This window comes from Planotetraspora mira (assembly GCF_016863275.1).
In the GTDB taxonomy this organism is placed as follows: domain Bacteria; phylum Actinomycetota; class Actinomycetes; order Streptosporangiales; family Streptosporangiaceae; genus Planotetraspora; species Planotetraspora mira.
Window position 1 is genome coordinate 288,215 of sequence record NZ_BOOO01000013.1, and the last position, 17,754, is coordinate 305,968.

Annotated in this window: 17 protein-coding genes; 4 read left to right on the plus strand and 13 right to left on the minus strand. The window is 70.0% G+C overall.

The window, feature by feature from the left end:
- Positions 1 to 189 precede the first annotated feature (189 nt).
- Both Pmi06nite_RS12495 and Pmi06nite_RS12500 read right to left on the minus strand, forming a co-directional pair.
- Entirely contained in the window at positions 190 to 456 is a 267-nt protein-coding gene (locus tag Pmi06nite_RS12495) for a hypothetical protein (RefSeq protein WP_203953088.1), read from the minus strand.
- 81 nt (positions 457 to 537) lie between these two features.
- Positions 538 to 1,707 (minus strand): M24 family metallopeptidase, encoded by a 1,170-nt coding sequence (locus Pmi06nite_RS12500; protein ID WP_203953089.1) that lies wholly within the window; start codon positions 1,705 to 1,707, stop codon positions 538 to 540.
- 344 nt (positions 1,708 to 2,051) lie between these two features.
- Between Pmi06nite_RS12500 and Pmi06nite_RS12505 the strand changes: the two genes are divergently transcribed.
- Entirely contained in the window at positions 2,052 to 2,333 is a 282-nt protein-coding gene (locus Pmi06nite_RS12505) for a hypothetical protein (RefSeq protein ID WP_203953090.1), read from the plus strand.
- A gap of 69 nt (positions 2,334 to 2,402) precedes the next feature.
- Here the strand turns inward: Pmi06nite_RS12505 and Pmi06nite_RS12510 are convergent, their stop codons facing one another.
- Complete coding sequence (locus tag Pmi06nite_RS12510) at positions 2,403 to 3,350, minus strand: DNA polymerase domain-containing protein (protein ID WP_203953091.1); 948 nt, start codon at positions 3,348 to 3,350, stop codon at positions 2,403 to 2,405.
- Between the two features lie 301 nt (positions 3,351 to 3,651).
- On the opposite strand from Pmi06nite_RS12510, the gene Pmi06nite_RS12515 reads away from it, so the two are divergent.
- Positions 3,652 to 3,807 (plus strand): hypothetical protein, encoded by a 156-nt coding sequence (locus Pmi06nite_RS12515; RefSeq protein WP_203953092.1) that lies wholly within the window; start codon positions 3,652 to 3,654, stop codon positions 3,805 to 3,807.
- 22 nt (positions 3,808 to 3,829) lie between these two features.
- On the opposite strand, the gene Pmi06nite_RS12520 is transcribed toward Pmi06nite_RS12515, so the two are convergent.
- Entirely contained in the window at positions 3,830 to 6,772 is a 2,943-nt protein-coding gene (locus Pmi06nite_RS12520; RefSeq protein ID WP_203953093.1) for an AfsR/SARP family transcriptional regulator, read from the minus strand.
- A 233-nt stretch (positions 6,773 to 7,005) separates the two neighbouring features.
- Between Pmi06nite_RS12520 and Pmi06nite_RS12525 the strand changes: the two genes are divergently transcribed.
- A complete protein-coding gene (locus Pmi06nite_RS12525) occupies positions 7,006 to 7,962 on the plus strand; it encodes a helix-turn-helix transcriptional regulator (RefSeq protein ID WP_203953094.1) in 957 nt (318 codons plus the stop codon).
- A gap of 19 nt (positions 7,963 to 7,981) precedes the next feature.
- Here Pmi06nite_RS12525 and Pmi06nite_RS12530 read toward each other — a convergent pair whose 3' ends face one another.
- The 9 genes from Pmi06nite_RS12530 to Pmi06nite_RS12565 all read right to left on the minus strand — a co-directional run bounded on the left by Pmi06nite_RS12530 (position 7,982) and on the right by Pmi06nite_RS12565 (position 15,018).
- A complete protein-coding gene (locus tag Pmi06nite_RS12530; RefSeq protein WP_203953095.1) occupies positions 7,982 to 8,851 on the minus strand; it encodes an SDR family NAD(P)-dependent oxidoreductase in 870 nt (289 codons plus the stop codon).
- A gap of 68 nt (positions 8,852 to 8,919) precedes the next feature.
- On the minus strand, positions 8,920 to 9,981 hold the full coding sequence (locus tag Pmi06nite_RS12535; protein WP_203953096.1) for a GNAT family N-acetyltransferase: 1,062 nt from the start codon (positions 9,979 to 9,981) through the stop codon (positions 8,920 to 8,922).
- A gap of 42 nt (positions 9,982 to 10,023) precedes the next feature.
- Positions 10,024 to 10,221, minus strand: a complete 198-nt coding sequence (locus Pmi06nite_RS12540) for a hypothetical protein (protein ID WP_203953097.1) — start codon at positions 10,219 to 10,221, stop codon at positions 10,024 to 10,026.
- A gap of 131 nt (positions 10,222 to 10,352) precedes the next feature.
- The gene (locus Pmi06nite_RS12545) at positions 10,353 to 11,372 is read right to left on the minus strand and encodes a CU044_5270 family protein (RefSeq protein ID WP_203953098.1); all 1,020 of its coding nucleotides are present in this window, start codon (positions 11,370 to 11,372) and stop codon (positions 10,353 to 10,355) included.
- The gene (locus tag Pmi06nite_RS12550; protein ID WP_203953099.1) at positions 11,365 to 11,973 is read right to left on the minus strand and encodes an RNA polymerase sigma factor; all 609 of its coding nucleotides are present in this window, start codon (positions 11,971 to 11,973) and stop codon (positions 11,365 to 11,367) included. The genes Pmi06nite_RS12545 and Pmi06nite_RS12550 overlap by 8 nt, the downstream gene beginning before the upstream one ends.
- A gap of 133 nt (positions 11,974 to 12,106) precedes the next feature.
- A complete protein-coding gene (locus Pmi06nite_RS12555; protein ID WP_239113853.1) occupies positions 12,107 to 12,712 on the minus strand; it encodes an HD domain-containing protein in 606 nt (201 codons plus the stop codon).
- Between the two features lie 18 nt (positions 12,713 to 12,730).
- On the minus strand, positions 12,731 to 13,468 hold the full coding sequence (locus tag Pmi06nite_RS12560; RefSeq protein WP_203953100.1) for an SDR family NAD(P)-dependent oxidoreductase: 738 nt from the start codon (positions 13,466 to 13,468) through the stop codon (positions 12,731 to 12,733).
- Between the two features lie 126 nt (positions 13,469 to 13,594).
- Entirely contained in the window at positions 13,595 to 13,723 is a 129-nt protein-coding gene (locus Pmi06nite_RS42575; RefSeq protein ID WP_275409565.1) for an MFS transporter small subunit, read from the minus strand.
- Complete coding sequence (locus Pmi06nite_RS12565; protein WP_444544147.1) at positions 13,723 to 15,018, minus strand: OFA family MFS transporter; 1,296 nt, start codon at positions 15,016 to 15,018, stop codon at positions 13,723 to 13,725. The genes Pmi06nite_RS42575 and Pmi06nite_RS12565 overlap by 1 nt, the downstream gene beginning before the upstream one ends.
- Positions 15,019 to 15,328: 310 nt before the next feature.
- Between Pmi06nite_RS12565 and Pmi06nite_RS12570 the strand changes: the two genes are divergently transcribed.
- Entirely contained in the window at positions 15,329 to 17,629 is a 2,301-nt protein-coding gene (locus tag Pmi06nite_RS12570) for an FdhF/YdeP family oxidoreductase (protein WP_203953102.1), read from the plus strand.
- Positions 17,630 to 17,754 lie beyond the last annotated feature (125 nt).

Below are 17,754 nucleotides of genomic sequence, written 5' to 3' on the forward strand. Positions count from 1 at the left end.
CCTCGGCGCCAAGGAGGCGCTGCTGGCGGGCGACGGCGATATCTGCCTCACTACCGCACTGCGACGGATATACGAGGATCCTCATCCGGCTGGAGCGGATCGCCGTGCCGAACTCCAGGTACTGATCGCAGAGTCCCGGCTTGACCACGTTCCCAAGCGTCTCGCCGCCGCTTATCTCGCCGCCTCCTGCTACATGCAATGGGCGCAGGACTGCAGCTCTCCACCCACTTCGGCGCGGGCCCACGACTTCAATTCACCGAGCTCGCCACAGTATTTGACGTAGTCGCCGGTCCATCGTGCGCCCCGGGCGGGAGTCCCTGTGATGAAAACACACGTGGCACGGTGCAGTCGCAGGTATTTCGGGGTGGGAGTACGCGGGGTGTTCACGACGAAATCGTCGGGATGCTCAGCCAGCCAATTCAGGTAGCCGGCGTCGTCATCAATGAAGGGCGACATGTGGCCATGCTGCCCGCGCACAGATGAATCCGCCGGGATTCCGGCAATTCTTTCCATCGTGAGTTGAGGCGGGACGTTCGGTTAGAAGGTGTCCGCGCGGAGCAGGCCGGTGGGGAAGTGGTGGAGTGAGCGCGCGCCGTCGGCCGTGATCTCGAACATCTCCCCGGTCTGCACGCCGGCCCGCAGGTCGGTGGTGCAGACGTTCGGCTGCACGACCACGGTCATCCCCTCTTCCAGCGGGAGAAGGTCCCGTCCGGACGGCTCGGACCGGTGGCTGAGCACCGGGGGCAGGTAGCCGCCGCCGAGCCCGTGCACGAGGTCGTCGACGGTGGTGAATCCCGCGTCGAGCACCAGGTCTGCCGCCTTCCGCAGATCGAGCGGCAGAGCGCCCGGGCGGAGCAGTCCCGACATGGCCGCGAGCGCGGCGTCGGCGACATCGTGCAGTTCGCGGTAGAGAGGCGTCGGTTCCGCGTCGACGGTGACGGTCCGCAACAACTGGCCGGGATAGTCGGGGCCCCACGTGGTGCTCAGTTCGAAGACCACGACCGAGCCGGACTCCAGCAGGCGGGAGGTCGGCCACTGACCGGGCGCGCACCGGTCCGGCGACTCCATCGACGTCGCCGCGACGTAGTGGATGTGGTTCGCGCCGCCGATCGAGGCGTAGGCCGACTCGACCGCCGCCACCAGGTCCAGCTCCGTCGCGCCCGGGACCGCCGCCGACACCAGCGCGGCGGCCGACAGGTCGGTGAGCGCCGCGGCGTGGCGCAGCCAGGCCATCTCCTCGTCGCTCTTTCGTGCGCGCAGCCTGCCGTACTCTCCGTCGAGCTCCACCACGGCGGCCACGCCGTCGAGAGCGGTGCGGAGGCTGACCGGCACCGGGCCGATCGTGCCGACTCGCCGCACGGTCCCGAGCGTCGACAGCACCGTGTCCGGCGTCCGCTCGACGATCGGGGCGACCTCGCAGCCTGTCGCCAGGCGGCGCGCGTTCGGCACGTGGTTGGGGAAGCTCACGAGGAGAGCGGGTGGGGCGCCCGGTCGCAGCACCGCGACCGCCTCGCGCGTCACCGGCCACCCGGTCAGCCAGGGAACCGCGTTCCCGAACTTGTTGGCGCCGTAGGCGATCACGGCGTCGAGTTCGTGCCGCGTGGCGAGCTCGTCCGTCGCGGCCCGCCTCCGGGCCATCTCCGCGTCGGAGAAATCGGGTGGTGGCGTCCCCACACCCCGGGACAGAAGGCTCGGTCGCGTCGACATGGAGTGCACTGTAACGGCTATGCACTCGTTTGCACTAGATGGGATGTAAGGCCCGATGCGCGTGCTGGCGGACACGGCGTTGAAGGCGACGCGGGGTGTCGTGGGGAAGGCGTCGACGTCGCCGATGGTGTTGTCGTCGGCTGGGAACATTCCGCTGACGTGCATGGTCGAGGTGGCAGAGTTCCCGCAATCTGGGGAGTATCGGTCGACGATCGTCGGTCCGCTGAGAGAGCTTTCAGGGGGAACGGATGGGGCCACGACAAGACGCGCCACGCGGCGCATTTGCCGAAACCGGTGACGGATCAAGCGGCGGGGCCGCCGTATGGACCATTCGGGATCGCGAGATGAGCGACGAGATGGCCCTGGCGGGCGCGAAGATTCTCGATACCTCGGCTGATCTCCCGGATCGAGTTGCCGCCCTGGGCGAGTTGGCGAACCTGGATGCCGAAAGGGCGATTCAGATTGCGATCAATGTGACTGAGAATGCAGAAGAGCCCTCTGACGTGCTCATTGCCATGGGAAAAGAGCTGGCTCGAATTGCTTCGAACAGTCGCTGGCTTACAGAATTCGAAGTCAGGAACATTGGTGACGCGGCTTTCGAAGCATACTGTGAACACCTCAAATAGCTCTAGATTGATTCATTCAATCGCGTTCACGGTGTGATCCGGGCCGCTCATACGTGAAGTGGCATTCGCTCAGGTACGGCGGGCGCGGGCGCGGCGTTTGCCCTCGTGCATGGCCTGGACGCGGGCGATCGGGATCGTGTGGCCCTCCTCCACCAGATCGGACGGCAACTCCTGCGGCTCGGGCATGAGCTCGGTCCACGGGTCGCCGTCGCCGAGCAGCCCGGCTGCGGTGTGCACGGTGAAGTCCGACGGGGAGACGCGATCGAGGTCGTCCCAGGCGACGGGGAAGGACACCGGCACGCCCGGCCGCACGCGCGGGCTGTAGGCCGCCACGACCGTGGCCCCGCCCGCGCGGGTCGAGTCGAGGAACACCTTGCCTCCCCGGTCCTCCCGGATGAACGCGGTCGTCGCGAGGGCCGGGTCGAGGCGTTCGGCGCGCGCGGCGACCGCGCGAGTGGCCGCGGCCACGTCCCATATGTCCGCCGCTGCGAGGGGGACGAACACGTGCACGCCCTTGGCGCCGCTGGTCTTGACCGCGCCCGCCAACCCCGCGTCCGACAACGCCTGCCGCACCAGGTGGGCGGCGCGTACGGCCATGCCGAACGCGTCACCTTCCGGCGGGTCGAGGTCGAGCACGAGATGGGTCTGGTGTCCCGGTTCGCCGGCGCGCATCAGGGCCGGGTGGTACTCGACGGCCCGCTGGTTGGCGAACCACAACAAGGTGGGGCGGTCGTCGCAGAGGGCGTAGGACACCTCCCGCTTCGAACTCTCGGCCCAGACCGTGACCGTCCGCACGAACGGCGGGGCGTACTTCGGGACGTTCTTCTGCATGAAGGGGTCCTGGCCCGCACGCACCCGGATCACCGACAGCGGCCGGTCGCGCAGGGCCGCCACCGCTCGATCGCTCACGGCGTCCAGGTAGTCCACCAGATCACGCTTGCTCGCACCGGCCCCGTCGAACAGCGGCTGGTCGAGATTCGTGAGCGACACTCCGTCCCGCACCTCATCGCTGGTCACCAGCCCACCATGCCGACGCCGCGGCGAGAGGTCAACCACGCGTCACACGTGATACCGGGCGACGGCCGAGATGAAACCCTCGTGAAACCGGTGCCGGATACCTTTGCCCCGACCAGCGCGACGTCCGTCCGATGGGGGCCACGGGGGCCCATGGCCGGACCCGCGCTGAAAGTCGCCGGCGGGATGACCAGTTACGGGGGCGCTGGTGATGTCACGGTGATACACCGCTCTCCTGGCGGTGGCGGCGCCGCCGGGAGAGCGGCCGACGACGTGCTCGACGAGGACCCTGGGGAGAACACCGATGAAGAAGAAGACGGTGGCGGCGTTCGTCGCGCTCGTCGTCGCGGCCGTTCTCGGCGGCGGTGTCTCGCCGGCCGCGGCGGTCTCGTCGTGCGGTGAGAAGGTGTTCACCTGCGACAGCACCTGGATGGATCCCGGTCCCGCCAACGGCTCGTGACGGTGGGGGTCGGGTGACCGGGTCAGGACGGCAGGAACGGCCTGGCCTCCTCGACGGCGCGCAGTTCCTCACGTGCGCGTTCGTGCCAGACGGGCAGGCCGATCTCGGCGAACGCCTCTGCGGCCGTGTCCAGCAGCGTCCTGGCCAGATCGGGGTCTCCTCGCGCGGCGGCGAGGCGGCCGCCCGCCAGCCGGGCACGGGCCGTGAGGAACGGCTCGCCCAACTCGGTGGCCGTGGCGAGGGCGTGCTCCAGGCGTTCGGCCGCGCCGTCGAGGTCGCGCGCCAGGACCAGAGCCTCGCCGATCCCCAGCAGGCCGTACGCCTCGCCGATCCGGTCCCCGACGGCCTGGGAGGCGGCCAGAACCTGCCGGAAGGCGTCCTCCGCCTGGCCGGCCGCGCCCTGGCTGAGGTGAAGTGCGCCCAGGCGGTTGAGGATCTGCGCACCTCCCCGCGTGTTGCCGAGGTCGCGGTAGACGGCCAGAGCCGTCTCCAGCAGGCGGGCCGCGGCCTCGGGACGGCTCTGCTCGATGTGGATCTGGGCGATGCTCCCCAGCACGTGGGCCTCGGCATGCCGGTCGCCGGCCTCGCGGAGCATCCGGAGCGCCTGGCGGTAACCACGCAGGGCCGTTCCGGCCCGTCCCTCGACCCGCTCGATCAGGGCGGCGTTGCGCAGGGTCAGAGCCTGTCCATGATGATCGTCCACGGCCTCGAAGAGCGTGAGCGCGGCGTCGAGATGCGGACGCGCGGCGGTGTAGTGCTGCCGGAACAGCTCGAGCGTCCCGAGCGAGTAGCGCATCGCCGCCTCACCGCGGGCGTCGCCGGCCCAGCGCGCCGTGTCGAGGGCGACCTGCGAGGTGTGCCGCCAGTCGTCGAACAGGCCCTGTGCCTCGAACAGGGTGATCGCCGTCATCGCCAGGTCCCAGCAGGTCTCGCTCAGGCCGAGCCCGGCCGCCTGCTCGACGGCCGCCACCAGGCCGAGCCGTTCGCTGCGCAGCCAGCCTCCCGGGTCCTCCAGGAGCCGCGCGGTGGTGGGCTCGCCGCAGTCCCAGCGGAGAGCCTCCCCGTGGAGGACCGTGTAGTCGCCGCCGTACTGCCGCCGGTGCGCCTGCTCGGCGAGGGCGAGGTACGCCCCGGTCAGCCGGGTCAGGGCGGCCGCGGTCGCTCCGGGCGGCTCGTCGGCCTCCCCGCGCTCTCTGGCGTGCAGCCGTACGAGGTCGTGGACCCTGTAGCGGGCCTCGCCGAGGTCGTCCATGCCCGCGTACTCGACGAGCCGCGCCTCCACCAGACCCTCGAGCACGTCCTCGGCGTCACGGGGCTCCTCGTCGAGAAGCGCCGCCGCGACCCATCCGGCGAAGTCCGGGATCTCCAGCAGCCCCAGACGGCGGAAGAGGACCCGGCTGCGCTCGGCGAGTCCCGAGTAGCCGAGGGCGAGGCTGGCCCGCACCGACAGGGTTCCGTGCGTGAGCTCGTCGAGCCGGTCGCGTTCCGCCTCAAGCCGGGAGATGAGCCGCTCGACGGTCCAGTGCGGCCGCGCGGCCAGGCGGGCGCCGGCGATCCGGAGAGCGAGGGGGAGCCACCCGCACAGCTCGGCCAGCCGCGCCGCGGTCGTGGCGTCGGTGGTCAGCTCGGCCCGGCCGGTGATCGCATCCAGCAGTTCGACGGAGGCGCCGGCGTCCAGGACGAGGAGGACGAGCCGGCGGGCGCCGGGCAGAGCGGTGAGCGCGGCCCGACTCGTGATCAGCACCGCGCAGCCGTCTCCCGGCGGAATCAGCGGTTCGACCTGCGCCTCGTCCGCGGCGTCGTCCAGCAGCACCAGGACGCGCCTGCCGGAGAGCCGGGCGCGGAACGCCTCGGCGCGCTCGTCGAGACCGTCGGGGACCGCGGTGCCCGGCGTCCCCAGCGCTCGCAGGAACCGGCCGAGCGCCTGCGAGGCGTCGACCGGCTCCGATCCCGCACCGCGCAGATTCACATACAGCTGGCCGTCGGGGAAGTCGTCCCGCACGTCGTGCGCCGCCTGCACGGCCAGCGCGGTCTTGCCCACCCCGGGCATGCCGGACACGGCGCAGATCACCGGCGCTCCGGGAGGCCTGCTCCGCAGGACGTCGACGATCCTGCCGATCTCGCCGTCGCGCCCGGTGAGATCGCCCACTCGTGGCGGGAGCATGCACGGCGGGGCGGCCTGGTCCTTGTCCTGCGCCGGTCGGGCGCGGGTTCCCGAGTCCAGCCCGGCGTGGGGGTCTCCGCGCAGGATGGCCTGTTCCAGCGAGCGCAGTTGCGGCCCCGGCTCGAGACCCAGTTCTTCCGCCAGAGCGGTGCGGATGCGCCGGTAGGCGTCCAGGGCCTCGGTACGGCGCCCCGCCCGGTGCATCGCCAGCATCAGGCGCGCCCCCATCGACTCCGCAAGCGGATCCGCCGTGACCAGGGAGATCAGCTCGGGGATGATCTCGGCGTGCCCGCCCAGGGCCATGTCGGTGTCGATGCGCTCGGCCAGCACCCGCTTACGATCTTGTTCGAGCCGCTCCGCGGCCTCGGCGAGGGCGGCCACGTCGTCCAGACCCGCGAAGGCGCGGCCGTGCCACAACGCGAGTGCCTCTCGCTGGAGCGCCACCGCCGTCTCCAGGTCCGCGGCGTCCAGTGCGTTCCTGGCCCGTACGGCGAGATCGGCGAACTGCCAGGCGTCCACCTCTTCGGGCGTGGCGGACAGGGCGTAGCCCGAACGGTCGTGCCGGATCCGCCCGGGGTCGTCCAGAGTTCTGCGGAGACGGTGCACGAGCACCTGAAGGTTCTTGCCTGCGCGCGGTCCGAGTCGCTCGCCCCACATCGCGTCGATCAACGTCTCGGCGGAGACCACCTGTCCCCGAGCGCAGACGAGCAGCGCCAGCAGTTGTTCCTGCCTCCGGGATGACAGATGAGTGGGACTCCCGTCGACGATCAGTGTCACATCGCCAAGTACTCGGAACCTCATCGGTGCTTCCCCGAACGATGGCGTACTTCAGGACCGGTGTGATCCGTTCCACGGTGAACGGATTCGGCGAGAATAGCCCGAATGATCCCTTCCGTGGTAGCGATCTCGGACATCTGCTGATCCGGCCCATGTGGGGTGCCGTCACGGGCCACGAAGCATGATCAGGCCCGTCGGCGTGACTGTGGGTGCAGCAGGACCACCTTCCCGCCCGGACTCGGTCATAGCGTGGAGGAATGGAAGGCGAAGGCCCTCTTGGCGAGTTCCTGCGCGCTCGGCGCCAGGTCACAACGATCGAGCAGGTGGGACTGACGGCGACCGGGCCCCGCCGCAGGACGCCCGGACTGCGCCGCGACGAAGTGGCCATGCTCGCGGGCATCAGCATCGACTACTACAGCCGTCTCGAGCAGGGCAGAGAACGCCACCCCTCTGATCAAGTCGTCGACGCCCTCGCGCGGGTCTTCCAACTCGACGAGGAGGCCACCGGACATCTGCACGACCTCGCGCGTGGACGACCGCACAAGCTGACGCCTGAGGGGCGCGTCGATCGGGTCGAGCCCGGCCTGATCCGGCTGATCGACGGCTGGGACATCGCGCCCGCATACGTGGTGAACAGCCGTCTGGACGTGCTGGTCAGAAATGCCGTGGCGGAGGCCCTCTATGAGGGGTTCGAGCACAGCGACAACCTGCTCAGGCTCGCCCTGCTCAACCCGGCCGCTCGCGGGTTCTACCTCGACTGGGAGCTGGACACCACCTCCAAGGTGGCCCATCTGCGCGCCACGGCCGGCCCGAGCTCCGACGACCCCGACCTGATCGAGTTGATCGAGGAGCTCACGGCGGGGAGCGAGGACTTCCAGCGGATGTGGGCCCGGCACGACGTGCGGGGCAGAACGCGCGCGCCCGTCCGCTTCCATCGCGACGACGTCGGGGATGTGATCACGACGATGGAGGTCCTCAGCATCGACGGCTCGCCGGGTCAGAAACTGATCGTCTTCCAGGCCGAGCCCGGGAGTCCGTCCGAGAACGCGCTGATCGTGCTCCGCGACCGCATGCGGCCAGGCGGCGGAGGCCATGGGGGGCCGCCGGCGAGGCCGCCGGAGCAGGGGGAGCACCCTCAGGGCGGCCACTCCGATGGCCCTCATCTCGCCGAGCCGGGCGCGGTGGAACTGCGGCGTTGCGCCGAGCCGCGGTGATCCTCCCCTTGCCGAACTCTCAGCCGGCCCTTTTCACGGCCTTCTTCGCGGCCGTCACGCGGTAGAGCAGCGGGTAAGGCAGGAAACGGGCCAGGAGAGCGGCGATCTTGGCATCGCGGCCCACGAGCTGACGCGGCCGCGGTTTGGCGGCGGTCAGTGCCTTGACGATGACCCGGGAGACGTGATGGGGAGAGATCCCGGTCTCACCGCTCTTGACGGCGCTCGCCCTCGTCTTGCTGATCTGCTCGGCGTAGCGGTCGGCCTCGGCGGGCAGTTGCTCGATCAACTCGTCGGCGGCGGCCCTGCCCCTCTCCCAGATGGGTGTCGCGATCGTGCCGGGCTCGACGAGGATCACCGCGATCCCGAACGGGACGAGTTCCGCGCGCAGGCTGTCACTGAGCCCCGCCAGGCCGAACTTCGCGGCGTGGTAGGGGCCGAGCATCGGCCCGGCGATCCGCCCGGCGATCGATCCCACCATCACGATCCGGGGATCGTCACCCGATTCCGCCGCCCGCCGGAGCGCGGGCGACACCGACTGAGTGACGATCAACTGGCCGGTCAGGTTGATCTCGATCTGGCGCCGGAACACCTCGATGGGCAGATACTCCAACGGCCCGGCCAGCGCCACGCCCGCGTTGTTCACCAGCCCGTGCAGCGGCCCGGCCGCGCACACGACCTTCCCCGCCGCCCGTACGGAGGCCTCGTCGGTGAGATCCATCCGGACCACGCTCACCCTGTCCGGATGCTCGCGAAGCAGCGACTCCTCATCCTCGGTCCGGCGCACCGCCGCCCAGACGTGGAAGCCGGCGCGCACCAGGTCGGCGACGCAGGCGCGGCCGATGCCGGTGGAGGCGCCGGTGACCATGACCGATCGCCGTTCAGATGCCATGAGATTCAGCCTCGCTCAATCCGCGATTCCGGTATGTCCCGGAAGACTACGCGGGAGCCGGCCCCTCGTCAGGAATGGGCGGGGTGATCTTCCATGACGTACAGGCGCTCCCCGTCGTCGAACCGGTCCGTCGGCCGCAGGCCGGTCCTGACCGCCACCTTGATCGACGCGTGATGGTCGGGGTGCACGTGGGCCTCGACACAGCGGGCGCCCCGGGCGCCGAGCCACCCGGCGAGCGCTCCGGCCGCCTCCGAGGCGTAGCCCCGGCCCTGCCACGCCGTCCCGATCACCCAGGCGATCTCGGCGCGGCGCCCGCCGTCCACAACCGTCGCCTGGACGGTGCCGACGGCATGGCCGTCACCGTCGCGGACGATCCAGTTCAACCATTCCTGGGCGCCGTCGGGGGAGCGGCCCAGGGCGAGCCGGGCGTATCGGGCCCGCAGCGCGTCCCGGCTGGGCGGTTCGCCGCCGATGAAGACGTACAGTGCCGGATCGGCGAGCACCTCGGCCATCTCGTCGACGTCTGCGACGGTGAGCGGTGACAACGCGAGTCTGGGCGTCGTGATCCGGCCCTCCGGGCGGGCGACGTCGGCGGCCGAGACGGTGTAGTACCAGCCCTCCCGCCAGTCGAAAGGCGCGTCCACGGAATGCTCCAGCGCCACTCCGCCGGCCAGGAGTTCCAGCGCCCACCGGTTGGCCGAGTGCGCGATCACCAGGACCCGGGAGCCGTCCCACGCGGCGATGAGATCCCGGAGGAAGTCACGGGTCTGGTCGACCACCTGGCGGTAGCTCTGCCCGCCCGGCCAGGGCGCCTCGATGTGCCGGGACCGCTCCGCCGCGAGCCGCGCCACCGGCATGCCGTTCCAGTCGCCGTAGTCGCACTCGCGGAGCCGGGCGTCCTGGAAGATCGGGACTTCCGAGCCGGTGAAGGCGATCTCCGCGGTCTGTACGGCACGGCGCAGGTCGGAGGTGAACACCGCGGCGATCCCGTCGTCACGGCGGCGGACGCCGAGGTCGGCGGCCAGCGCGCGACCACGCGGCGACAACTCGCCGGGCAGCCACCCGGTCGCGATCCCCGCCTCGTTGTCCGTCGTCATCGAGTGTGTCTCGTACACGATCGTCACTGTCACGGCCCGAAACCTATCCGAGCCGGGCGGGAACGGACGAGCCGGTCAGCCGCGGCCGCGGCGGCCCCGGATCCGCCACGCCCACAACAGAAGTGCCAGGCCGATCAGCATCACGATCGCGCCCAGCACGGCGTACTGACCCTTGCCGGACATCATGGAACCGCCGAGCGCTCCCGTGCCCTGGGCGATCCAGACGCCTCCGATGAGGCAGAACAACACCCCGACGACACCGCGAACCCACATGTTCCCGCTCCGATCTGCGATCTGCCGGTGGCATGCCGCGCCACCACACAGTACGGCCCACCCGGCCCGCCACAGGGACCGCGAACCCTTACGAGGTCCTTACCGGATGGAACCGACCTCAAAGGACCACGTCACGGACGCTGCCCTGCTTCGTCCACGATGCCGGAGGCCAGTTCGGCCGTGGCGTAGACGGCTCCCTTGGGGATCCCGGGAAAGGAGTCGCGAGCGGCCATGTCGCGGAGGTAGATCGACCGGCTGCCGAGAAGGCGGAAGTCGCCCGGCTTGAGGATGAGATAGTCGCGCGTCAAGTCGTTCCGCGGATCCTTCCTGAAGACCCCCAGGCCCTCGCGGCCGGCGCCGTCGCGGACGCCGACCTCGATCTCGACGCCGGGGATCTTGGCCAGGGCGCGATACATCGCCGCCTCCAGTTTCGGAGGCATGACGGCCTGCTGTCCGAGGTAGACCGAGATCACCCGGAAGGCGCGCTGAGCGGAGTCCTCGTGCGAAGAGTCCTCGGAGGGCCGATCGATCCAGTGCCGGTCGCCGCTTATGCGCGCGAGCAGCGCGTCCGGGTCTGTGGGCAGCGCACGCAGCTTCCGGTCGTACCCCTCGGGAGACAGGTCGTCGTCGCCGGGGTCGGGCCCGGTGTCGCGGACACGCAGTTCCCCCGTGGCGTCGGAGAAGGCGGTCTGCTTCCCGTCGTAACGGATCCACTCCTCCATGACGTCCACCTCGCCCGGATCCCCCAGCGGCTGCTGGGACAGGTACTTGCGGTACTGCCACTGGTCCGGGCGAGGAGGGGCTTCGTCCGGTCGCGTCGCCGCGACGAGGGCGGCCTGCTCGAGCACCTCGGCCGGGTCGGCATACCGCGGCGCCGTGGAAGGCGTCGCAGGCGCCGCGGTGTGCCGACTGGGCGCCGCCTGCGGGGGAGCGCCCCCGCTCCGCCCGGCCAGGACGAGCGCCGCTGTGATGATGGTCATGAGCCCGACGGCCCCCGCCAGGAGCATCGGACGGCCGAGCCGGCGCAGAAATGGCCGACCGGCCTTGTGCCGCGTCCGGATCAGCAGCGCCGCCTGCATGGTGGCGATCCGGTCGGCCTCCGGCCAGGGTGTGTCGGCGCGCAGTTCTCTCAGCATCGCCAGGTCATCCATGATCACGCACCCCTTCGATGGCGGTCGGGTCGACGCCGCCGAGCGCGGCACGGGTCTTCTTCCTCGCCCGGTGCAGTCGTGAGCGCACGGTGCCGACGGGGATGCCCATGGCGTGGGCGACCTCGTCGTAACTCAGATCGGCCCAGGCGATCAGCAGCAGGACCTCCCGGTCGCCGGCGGACAACGTCGCGAGCGCGCTCGCCAGCCTGCGGTGCGCGGCCGACGCGGTCACTCTTTCCGCCACCCGGTCCGCGTACGTCTCGGCCACCTCGTCCACGCCGGTCCTGGCGAGGGCGCGGCAGAAGCGGACCTCTGCCCGGTGGTGTTTGCCGATGAGATTGGCGGCGATGCCGTACAGCCAGGGGCGGGCGTCGGGGCGCGTGAGGTCGTACCGCCCGCGCCGTCTGAAGGCGACGAGGAAGGTGTCGGCGACGATGTCGTCGGCCAGGGAGCCGCCCAACCGGCGGGTGACATACCGGTGGAGCTCAGGCCCGTGCCGGCCGAACAGCGTCGCGAACTCGTCCGGCTCGTCCCGGGACCGTCGAATCAGCTCGGCGTCGTCGGCACGGTGCGACATGTCCGCGCGTAACGCATCCACCATGGGGCGGGGCTCCGCTCATCAAGCCTCTGCGGTCGCGAGGCGGGGGTGTCGTCACCTCTACTCCCCCGAACGTGCCGATCGAGTTCACGAGTGCGGGAACCGGCCTGAATCGGCCAGGCGCCGATGAGGATCTTCAGGTTCCCGCGGCGACGGAGATCGGATGACGGGCCTGGAAGGCGAGCCGGGCGTCCGCGTCCCCGGCGAGATCGCTGAGGATGTCGTCGAGGGTCATGAACGCCTGCCAGGGGTCCTCGCCGGACGCCTGGCAGAGCCGTCCGACGAGACGGTCTTCGAGATCCTGGACGCGTTTCGCCTTCCAGATCTTGTCCGCGAGGCTGACCAGAAGGTCTTCCGTACTGATGTCAGGGGGCGTCCACGTCGCATGGTTGCGGGCGAATCGCGCCGCACGCTCGTCGACTCCCCGGGCGAGGAGGAGTTCGTAGCCCGCCTGCTCGTGCGCGGAGCCGGGACCGGACAGCTCACCCACGTGGATCACCTTGCCGACGTCGTGGGTCGCGGCGCCGAACAGGACCTGTGTCGTGTCGAACGGGAGCAGGGGATACGCGCCGGCGATCGCGTCCACGAGCAGGCACGCGGTGTCGTGGACGGCGCGCAGATGCGCGGCGAGCCGCGGCGGCGCCTCCATGTCCAGCAGCAGCCGGGCGACGTCCTCCGGCAGCGGGCGCAGAGGCGGGACGGTCGATTCGGTCAGCGCGTTTCGCAGGGCGATCAGGCTCACCGGGGGAGCGTAACGGCTTCAGCGGGGGTGGCTGCCGCCGTCCACGCTCACGACCTGGTTGGTGAGGTAACCGTTGCGGAGCATGGCCATGGCGAGGTCGGCGACCTCCTCGGGCCGGCCGAACCGGCCGACGGGGATCGCGTGGGGGCCCTCGCCCAGCGCCGGCATCATCGCGGTGTCCTCGATCAACGCGGGCGCGAGGGCGTTCACCGTCACTCCGCGGCTCGCGACCCGGGACGCGAGGAAATGCAGGGCTCCATGCAGGCCGGCCTTGGACGCGGCGTAGTGCGGGCCCACGACGCCGCCGGTGAAGGCGGCGATCGACGAGATGAACAGCACCCGGCCGAACCCCCGCTCCACCATCCCGGGCACCACCTGCTGGGCCAGCATGAACGGCGCGCGCAGGTTGACGTCGATGGTGCGGTCCCAGGTCGCCAGGTCCACGTCGGTGTACGCCTGCCGTACGGCGTAGCCGGCGTTCGGGATCAGCAGGTCGATGGGGCCGAGGGCGTCGACCGTCTCGGAGACGAGGCGCGCGGGCACCTCCGGGTCGGCGAGATCACCGGAGAGGGCGATCGCGTCCAGCCCCGACTTCCCGGCTTCGATCACGAGGAGTTCGGCCTCGCGCGCGCGGGTGCCGTACGCGAAGGCCGTCCGCACGCCGGCGGCGATCAGACACCGGCCCAGCGCGCCGCCGATGCCGCCCGAGGCTCCGGTGAGCAGGGCCACCCGGCCTGTGAGGTCCATTCCGGTCATCGCGCGCCTCCTCCGCCGATCGCATATGACCTTCGCCGGGGAACCGGCCCACCAGGAGGGCCGGTCCCCGGCGAAGGGGCGACTGACGTGTTCGTACCCGGCCGGGCCGGGTGTGCGCCGCTCAGATCAACCGGAGAAGAGCTGGCTGAGCTTGAGCAACAGCTCGTAGACGCCATAGGCGAAGGGCAGGCCCACCCACAGCCAGGCCAGGATCATCAACGGGGTGCGAGAGGCCGTCTCGGTCTGTTCGGTCATCAGGAGCCTCCCTGCGGAGTGGCCAGCGTGCCCGGTTCGTCGACCGTCACGAGCGGCGGTTCGTGGTACTTGTCCTTGACGGGACGGATCATCTCGTTGGACAGGAAGCCGATCACCAGCAGGCCGATCATGATGTACAGCGAGGTCGTGTAGAGATCGGGCCCCGTCTTGCCCGCCGCCTTCTGCGAGTCGGCGATGGCGTTGACGATCAGCGGGCCGAGGACCCCGGCCACCGACCAGGCGGTCAGCAGGCGGCCGTGGATGGCCCCGACCTGGAAGGTGCCGAACAGGTCCTTGAGGTACGCCGGCACGGTGGCGAAGCCGCCTCCGTAGAACGACAGGACGCCGAGCGCGCACAGGATGAACACGACGGTGTGCGAGTCGCCCCACAGCGAGATGATCAGGTACAGCACGGCGCCCACGCCGAGATAGACGCGGTACATGTTCTTGCGCCCGATGAGGTCCGAGGTCGAGGACCACACGATCCGGCCGGTCATGTTGGCGAGCGAGAGCAGTGCCACGAAGCCCGCGGCGGCGCTCACGGAGATCGGGGTCGCCGTGTTCGCGAAGAAGTCCTGGATCATGGGCGCCGCCTTCTCCAGGATGCCGATGCCCGCGGTCACGTTGAAGCACAGGACGACCCACAGGAACCAGAACTGCGGCGTGCGGATCGCGTTGCGCGCCGAGACGTTCGCGGTGGTGACCAGAGCCTTCGCGGCGGACTTCGCCGGGTTGAAGCCCTTGGGCAGCCAGCCGTCCGCAGGGACCCGCACCAGGAGCACGCCCAGGGACATGAAGACCGCGTACACCAGGCCGTGCACGAGGAAGGTCTCCGCGATGCCGCCCGTACCGGTGCCGAAGGAGCCGAGCATCTGCGTGGACCACGGCGAGGCGATGAGCGCGCCTCCGCCGAAGCCCATGATGGCGATGCCCGTGGCCATTCCCGGCCGGTCGGGGAACCACTTCATCAGCGTGGACACCGGCGAGATGTAGCCGATGCCGAGTCCGATGCCGCCCACGAAGCCGTACCCGAGGACGACCAGCCAGTACTGACTGGTCGCCACGCCGAGCGCGGAGATCAGGAAGCCGGACGCGAAGCAGACCATCGAGACGAACATCGCCCAACGGGGGCCGTTGCGCTCGACCAGCGGCCCGCCGAAGGCGGCGGACAGGCCGAGCATGACGATGCCGAGTTGGAAGGGCAGCGCGCTTTGCGTACCGGACAGGTCGAGCGCCTTCTCGAGCGGCGGCTTGAAGACGCTCCACGAGTAGGCCTGACCGATGGACAGGTGCACGGAAAGGGCTGCGGGGGGGACGAGCCACCGGCTCCACGTGGGCGGTGCGATCGTGCGCGAACGGCTGAGAAACCCACCTGAAGTGTGAGATATCAGCTTTTGACCATCTTCGGGCATAAACAGGCAGTATGTCGCAGTCGAATGTTCTTGTCTACGCTAACAATGCAAAGTCAAACCCGCCACCTTTGTGCGGCTCGCACAACCGGGCCCATCGGCCGACCTCGCCCCGCCTTCCGTGACCCTCGTTCACGCCCGCATGTCAAGACGGCGTATTTTGGACGTGGCGGATAGCCGAAAGTGAGGGTATCGGGTGGCAAAAAAAGCTCCACGGCACGACGTCGGGGATGAGGGGCTGGAGGTAGGTCCTCCGAAGGAGTGGGCGGCGGGAGTACCCGCGGTGGCCCACTCGCTGGCGATGTCCTACGCCCAGATGGGTGTCAAGCGCACACTTCTGACATTGGTACAGGTGAATCAGAAGCACGGCTTCGACTGCCCGGGATGCGCGTGGCCGGAAGGACGACACCGCAGCCCCGCTGAGTTCTGCGAGAACGGCGCGAAGGCGGTGGCGGAGGAGGCGACCCTTCGCCGGGTGACGCGCGATTTCTTCGCCGAGCACTCCGTGACGGAATTGGCCGGGCGCAGCGACTACTGGCTGGGCCAGCAGGGCAGGCTCACCGAGCCGATGTACAAGCCGTCCGGGTCCGACCACTACGAGCCGGTGGCGTGGGACGAGGCCTTCTCGATCATCGCGCGGGAGCTCAGGGCTCTCGAGAGCCCCGATGAGGCGCTCTTCTACACCTCCGGGCGGACGTCGAACGAGGCGGCGTTCCTCTACCAGCTCATGGTCCGCCGTTTCGGCACCAACAACCTGCCCGACTGTTCCAACATGTGCCACGAGTCCAGCGGCTCGGCCCTCACCCAGACGCTGGGCATCGGCAAGGGAACGGTGTCGCTGGACGACCTCTACAAGGCCGACCTCATCTTCGTGGTGGGGCAGAACCCCGGCACCAACCACCCGCGCATGTTGTCGGCGCTGGAGAAGGCCAAGGGGAACGGCGCCCGCATCGTCGCGGTCAACCCGCTGCCCGAGGCCGGGCTGATGCGGTTCAAGAACCCGCAGAAGGCGAGTGGGGTCGCCGGGCGCGGCACGAAACTGGCCGACCGGTTCCTCCAGATCCGGCTCAACGGCGACATGGCGCTGTTCCAGGCCCTGTCGAAGCTGATGCTCGAGGCCGAGGACGCCGACCCGGGGTCGGTGATCGACCACGAGTTCGTCGAGACCCACACCCACGGGTTCCACGATTTCGAGAAGAACGTCCGCGAGCTCGAATGGGAGGACGTGGAGGAGGCGACGGGCCTGCCGCGGGCCGCCGTCGAGGAAACGGTCCAGGACGTGCTCGGGGCGAAGTCGGTGATCGTGTGCTGGGCCATGGGCCTGACCCAGCACAAGAACTCCGTCGCCACCATCCGGGAGGTCGTCAACTTCCTGCTGCTGCGCGGCAACGTCGGGCGGCCGGGGGCCGGGGTGTGTCCCGTGCGAGGGCACTCCAACGTCCAGGGCGACCGCACGATGGGCATCTACGAGAAGCCCTCGGCGGCCTTCCTCGACGCGCTGCGTGACGAGTTCGGCTTCGAGCCGCCCCGCCGCCACGGGGCCGACGCGGTGGAGTCGATCCGGGCCCTGCGCGACGGGCAGGCCAAGGTGTTCATCGCGATGGGCGGCAACTTCGTCTCCGCGACGCCGGACACGGCGGTGACCGAGGCGGCGATGCGGCAGGCCAGGCTCACCGTGCAGGTGTCGACCAAGCTGAACCGGTCCCACGCCGTGGCCGGTGAGCAGGCGCTCATCCTCCCCACGCTGGGCCGCACGGAGAAGGACGGCGACCGGTTCGTGACGGTCGAGGACTCGATGGGCATGGTCCACGCCTCCCGTGGGCGGCTGGCCCCCGCCTCACCGGATCTGCTCTCCGAAGTGGCCATCGTCAGCCGGCTGGCCATGAGGCTCTTCGATCAGGACGGCGTCGCCGGCATCCCCTGGGAGCGTTTCGAGGCCGACCACGACGCCATCCGCGACCGCATCGAGCGCGTGGTGCCCGGATTCGACGACTTCAACGCCAGGGTGCGCGAGCCCGGGGGCTTCACCCTCCCCAACGCCCCCCGCGACGAACGGCGCTTCCCGACCGACACGGGAAAGGCGAACTTCACCGCCAACGCCCTCGACGTCCTCCGTCTCGCGCCGGGGCGCCTCCTGCTCCAGACGGTGCGCAGCCACGACCAGTACAACACCACGATCTACGGCATGGACGACCGCTACCGCGGCGTGCACAACGGCCGCCGGGTCGTCTTCGTCAACCCCGGCGACCTCGCCGAGCGCGGCATCGCGGACGGCGAACTCGTCGACCTGGTCAGCGAGTGGCCCGACGGGGAGCGCACCGCCGAGGCGTTCCGTGTGATCGCCTACTCCACCGCGCGCGGGTGCTGCGCGGCCTACTTCCCCGAGACCAATGTGCTCGTGCCGCTCGACTCGACCGCGGACACCTCCAACACCCCCACGTCCAAGAGCGTCGTCGTACGGCTCGAGCGGCACGTCGCCGCAGGCGGCGCCGGCTGACCGGCCGAACCCGGCGGGCGTTCAGTCCGCCGGGTTCGGTATCCCCGGCGCGGGACGCCGCCGCGATCGGGTGTCCCGCCGGCTCCCTGATCACCGACCGGCCGTGATCGGCTAATTCAATGGAT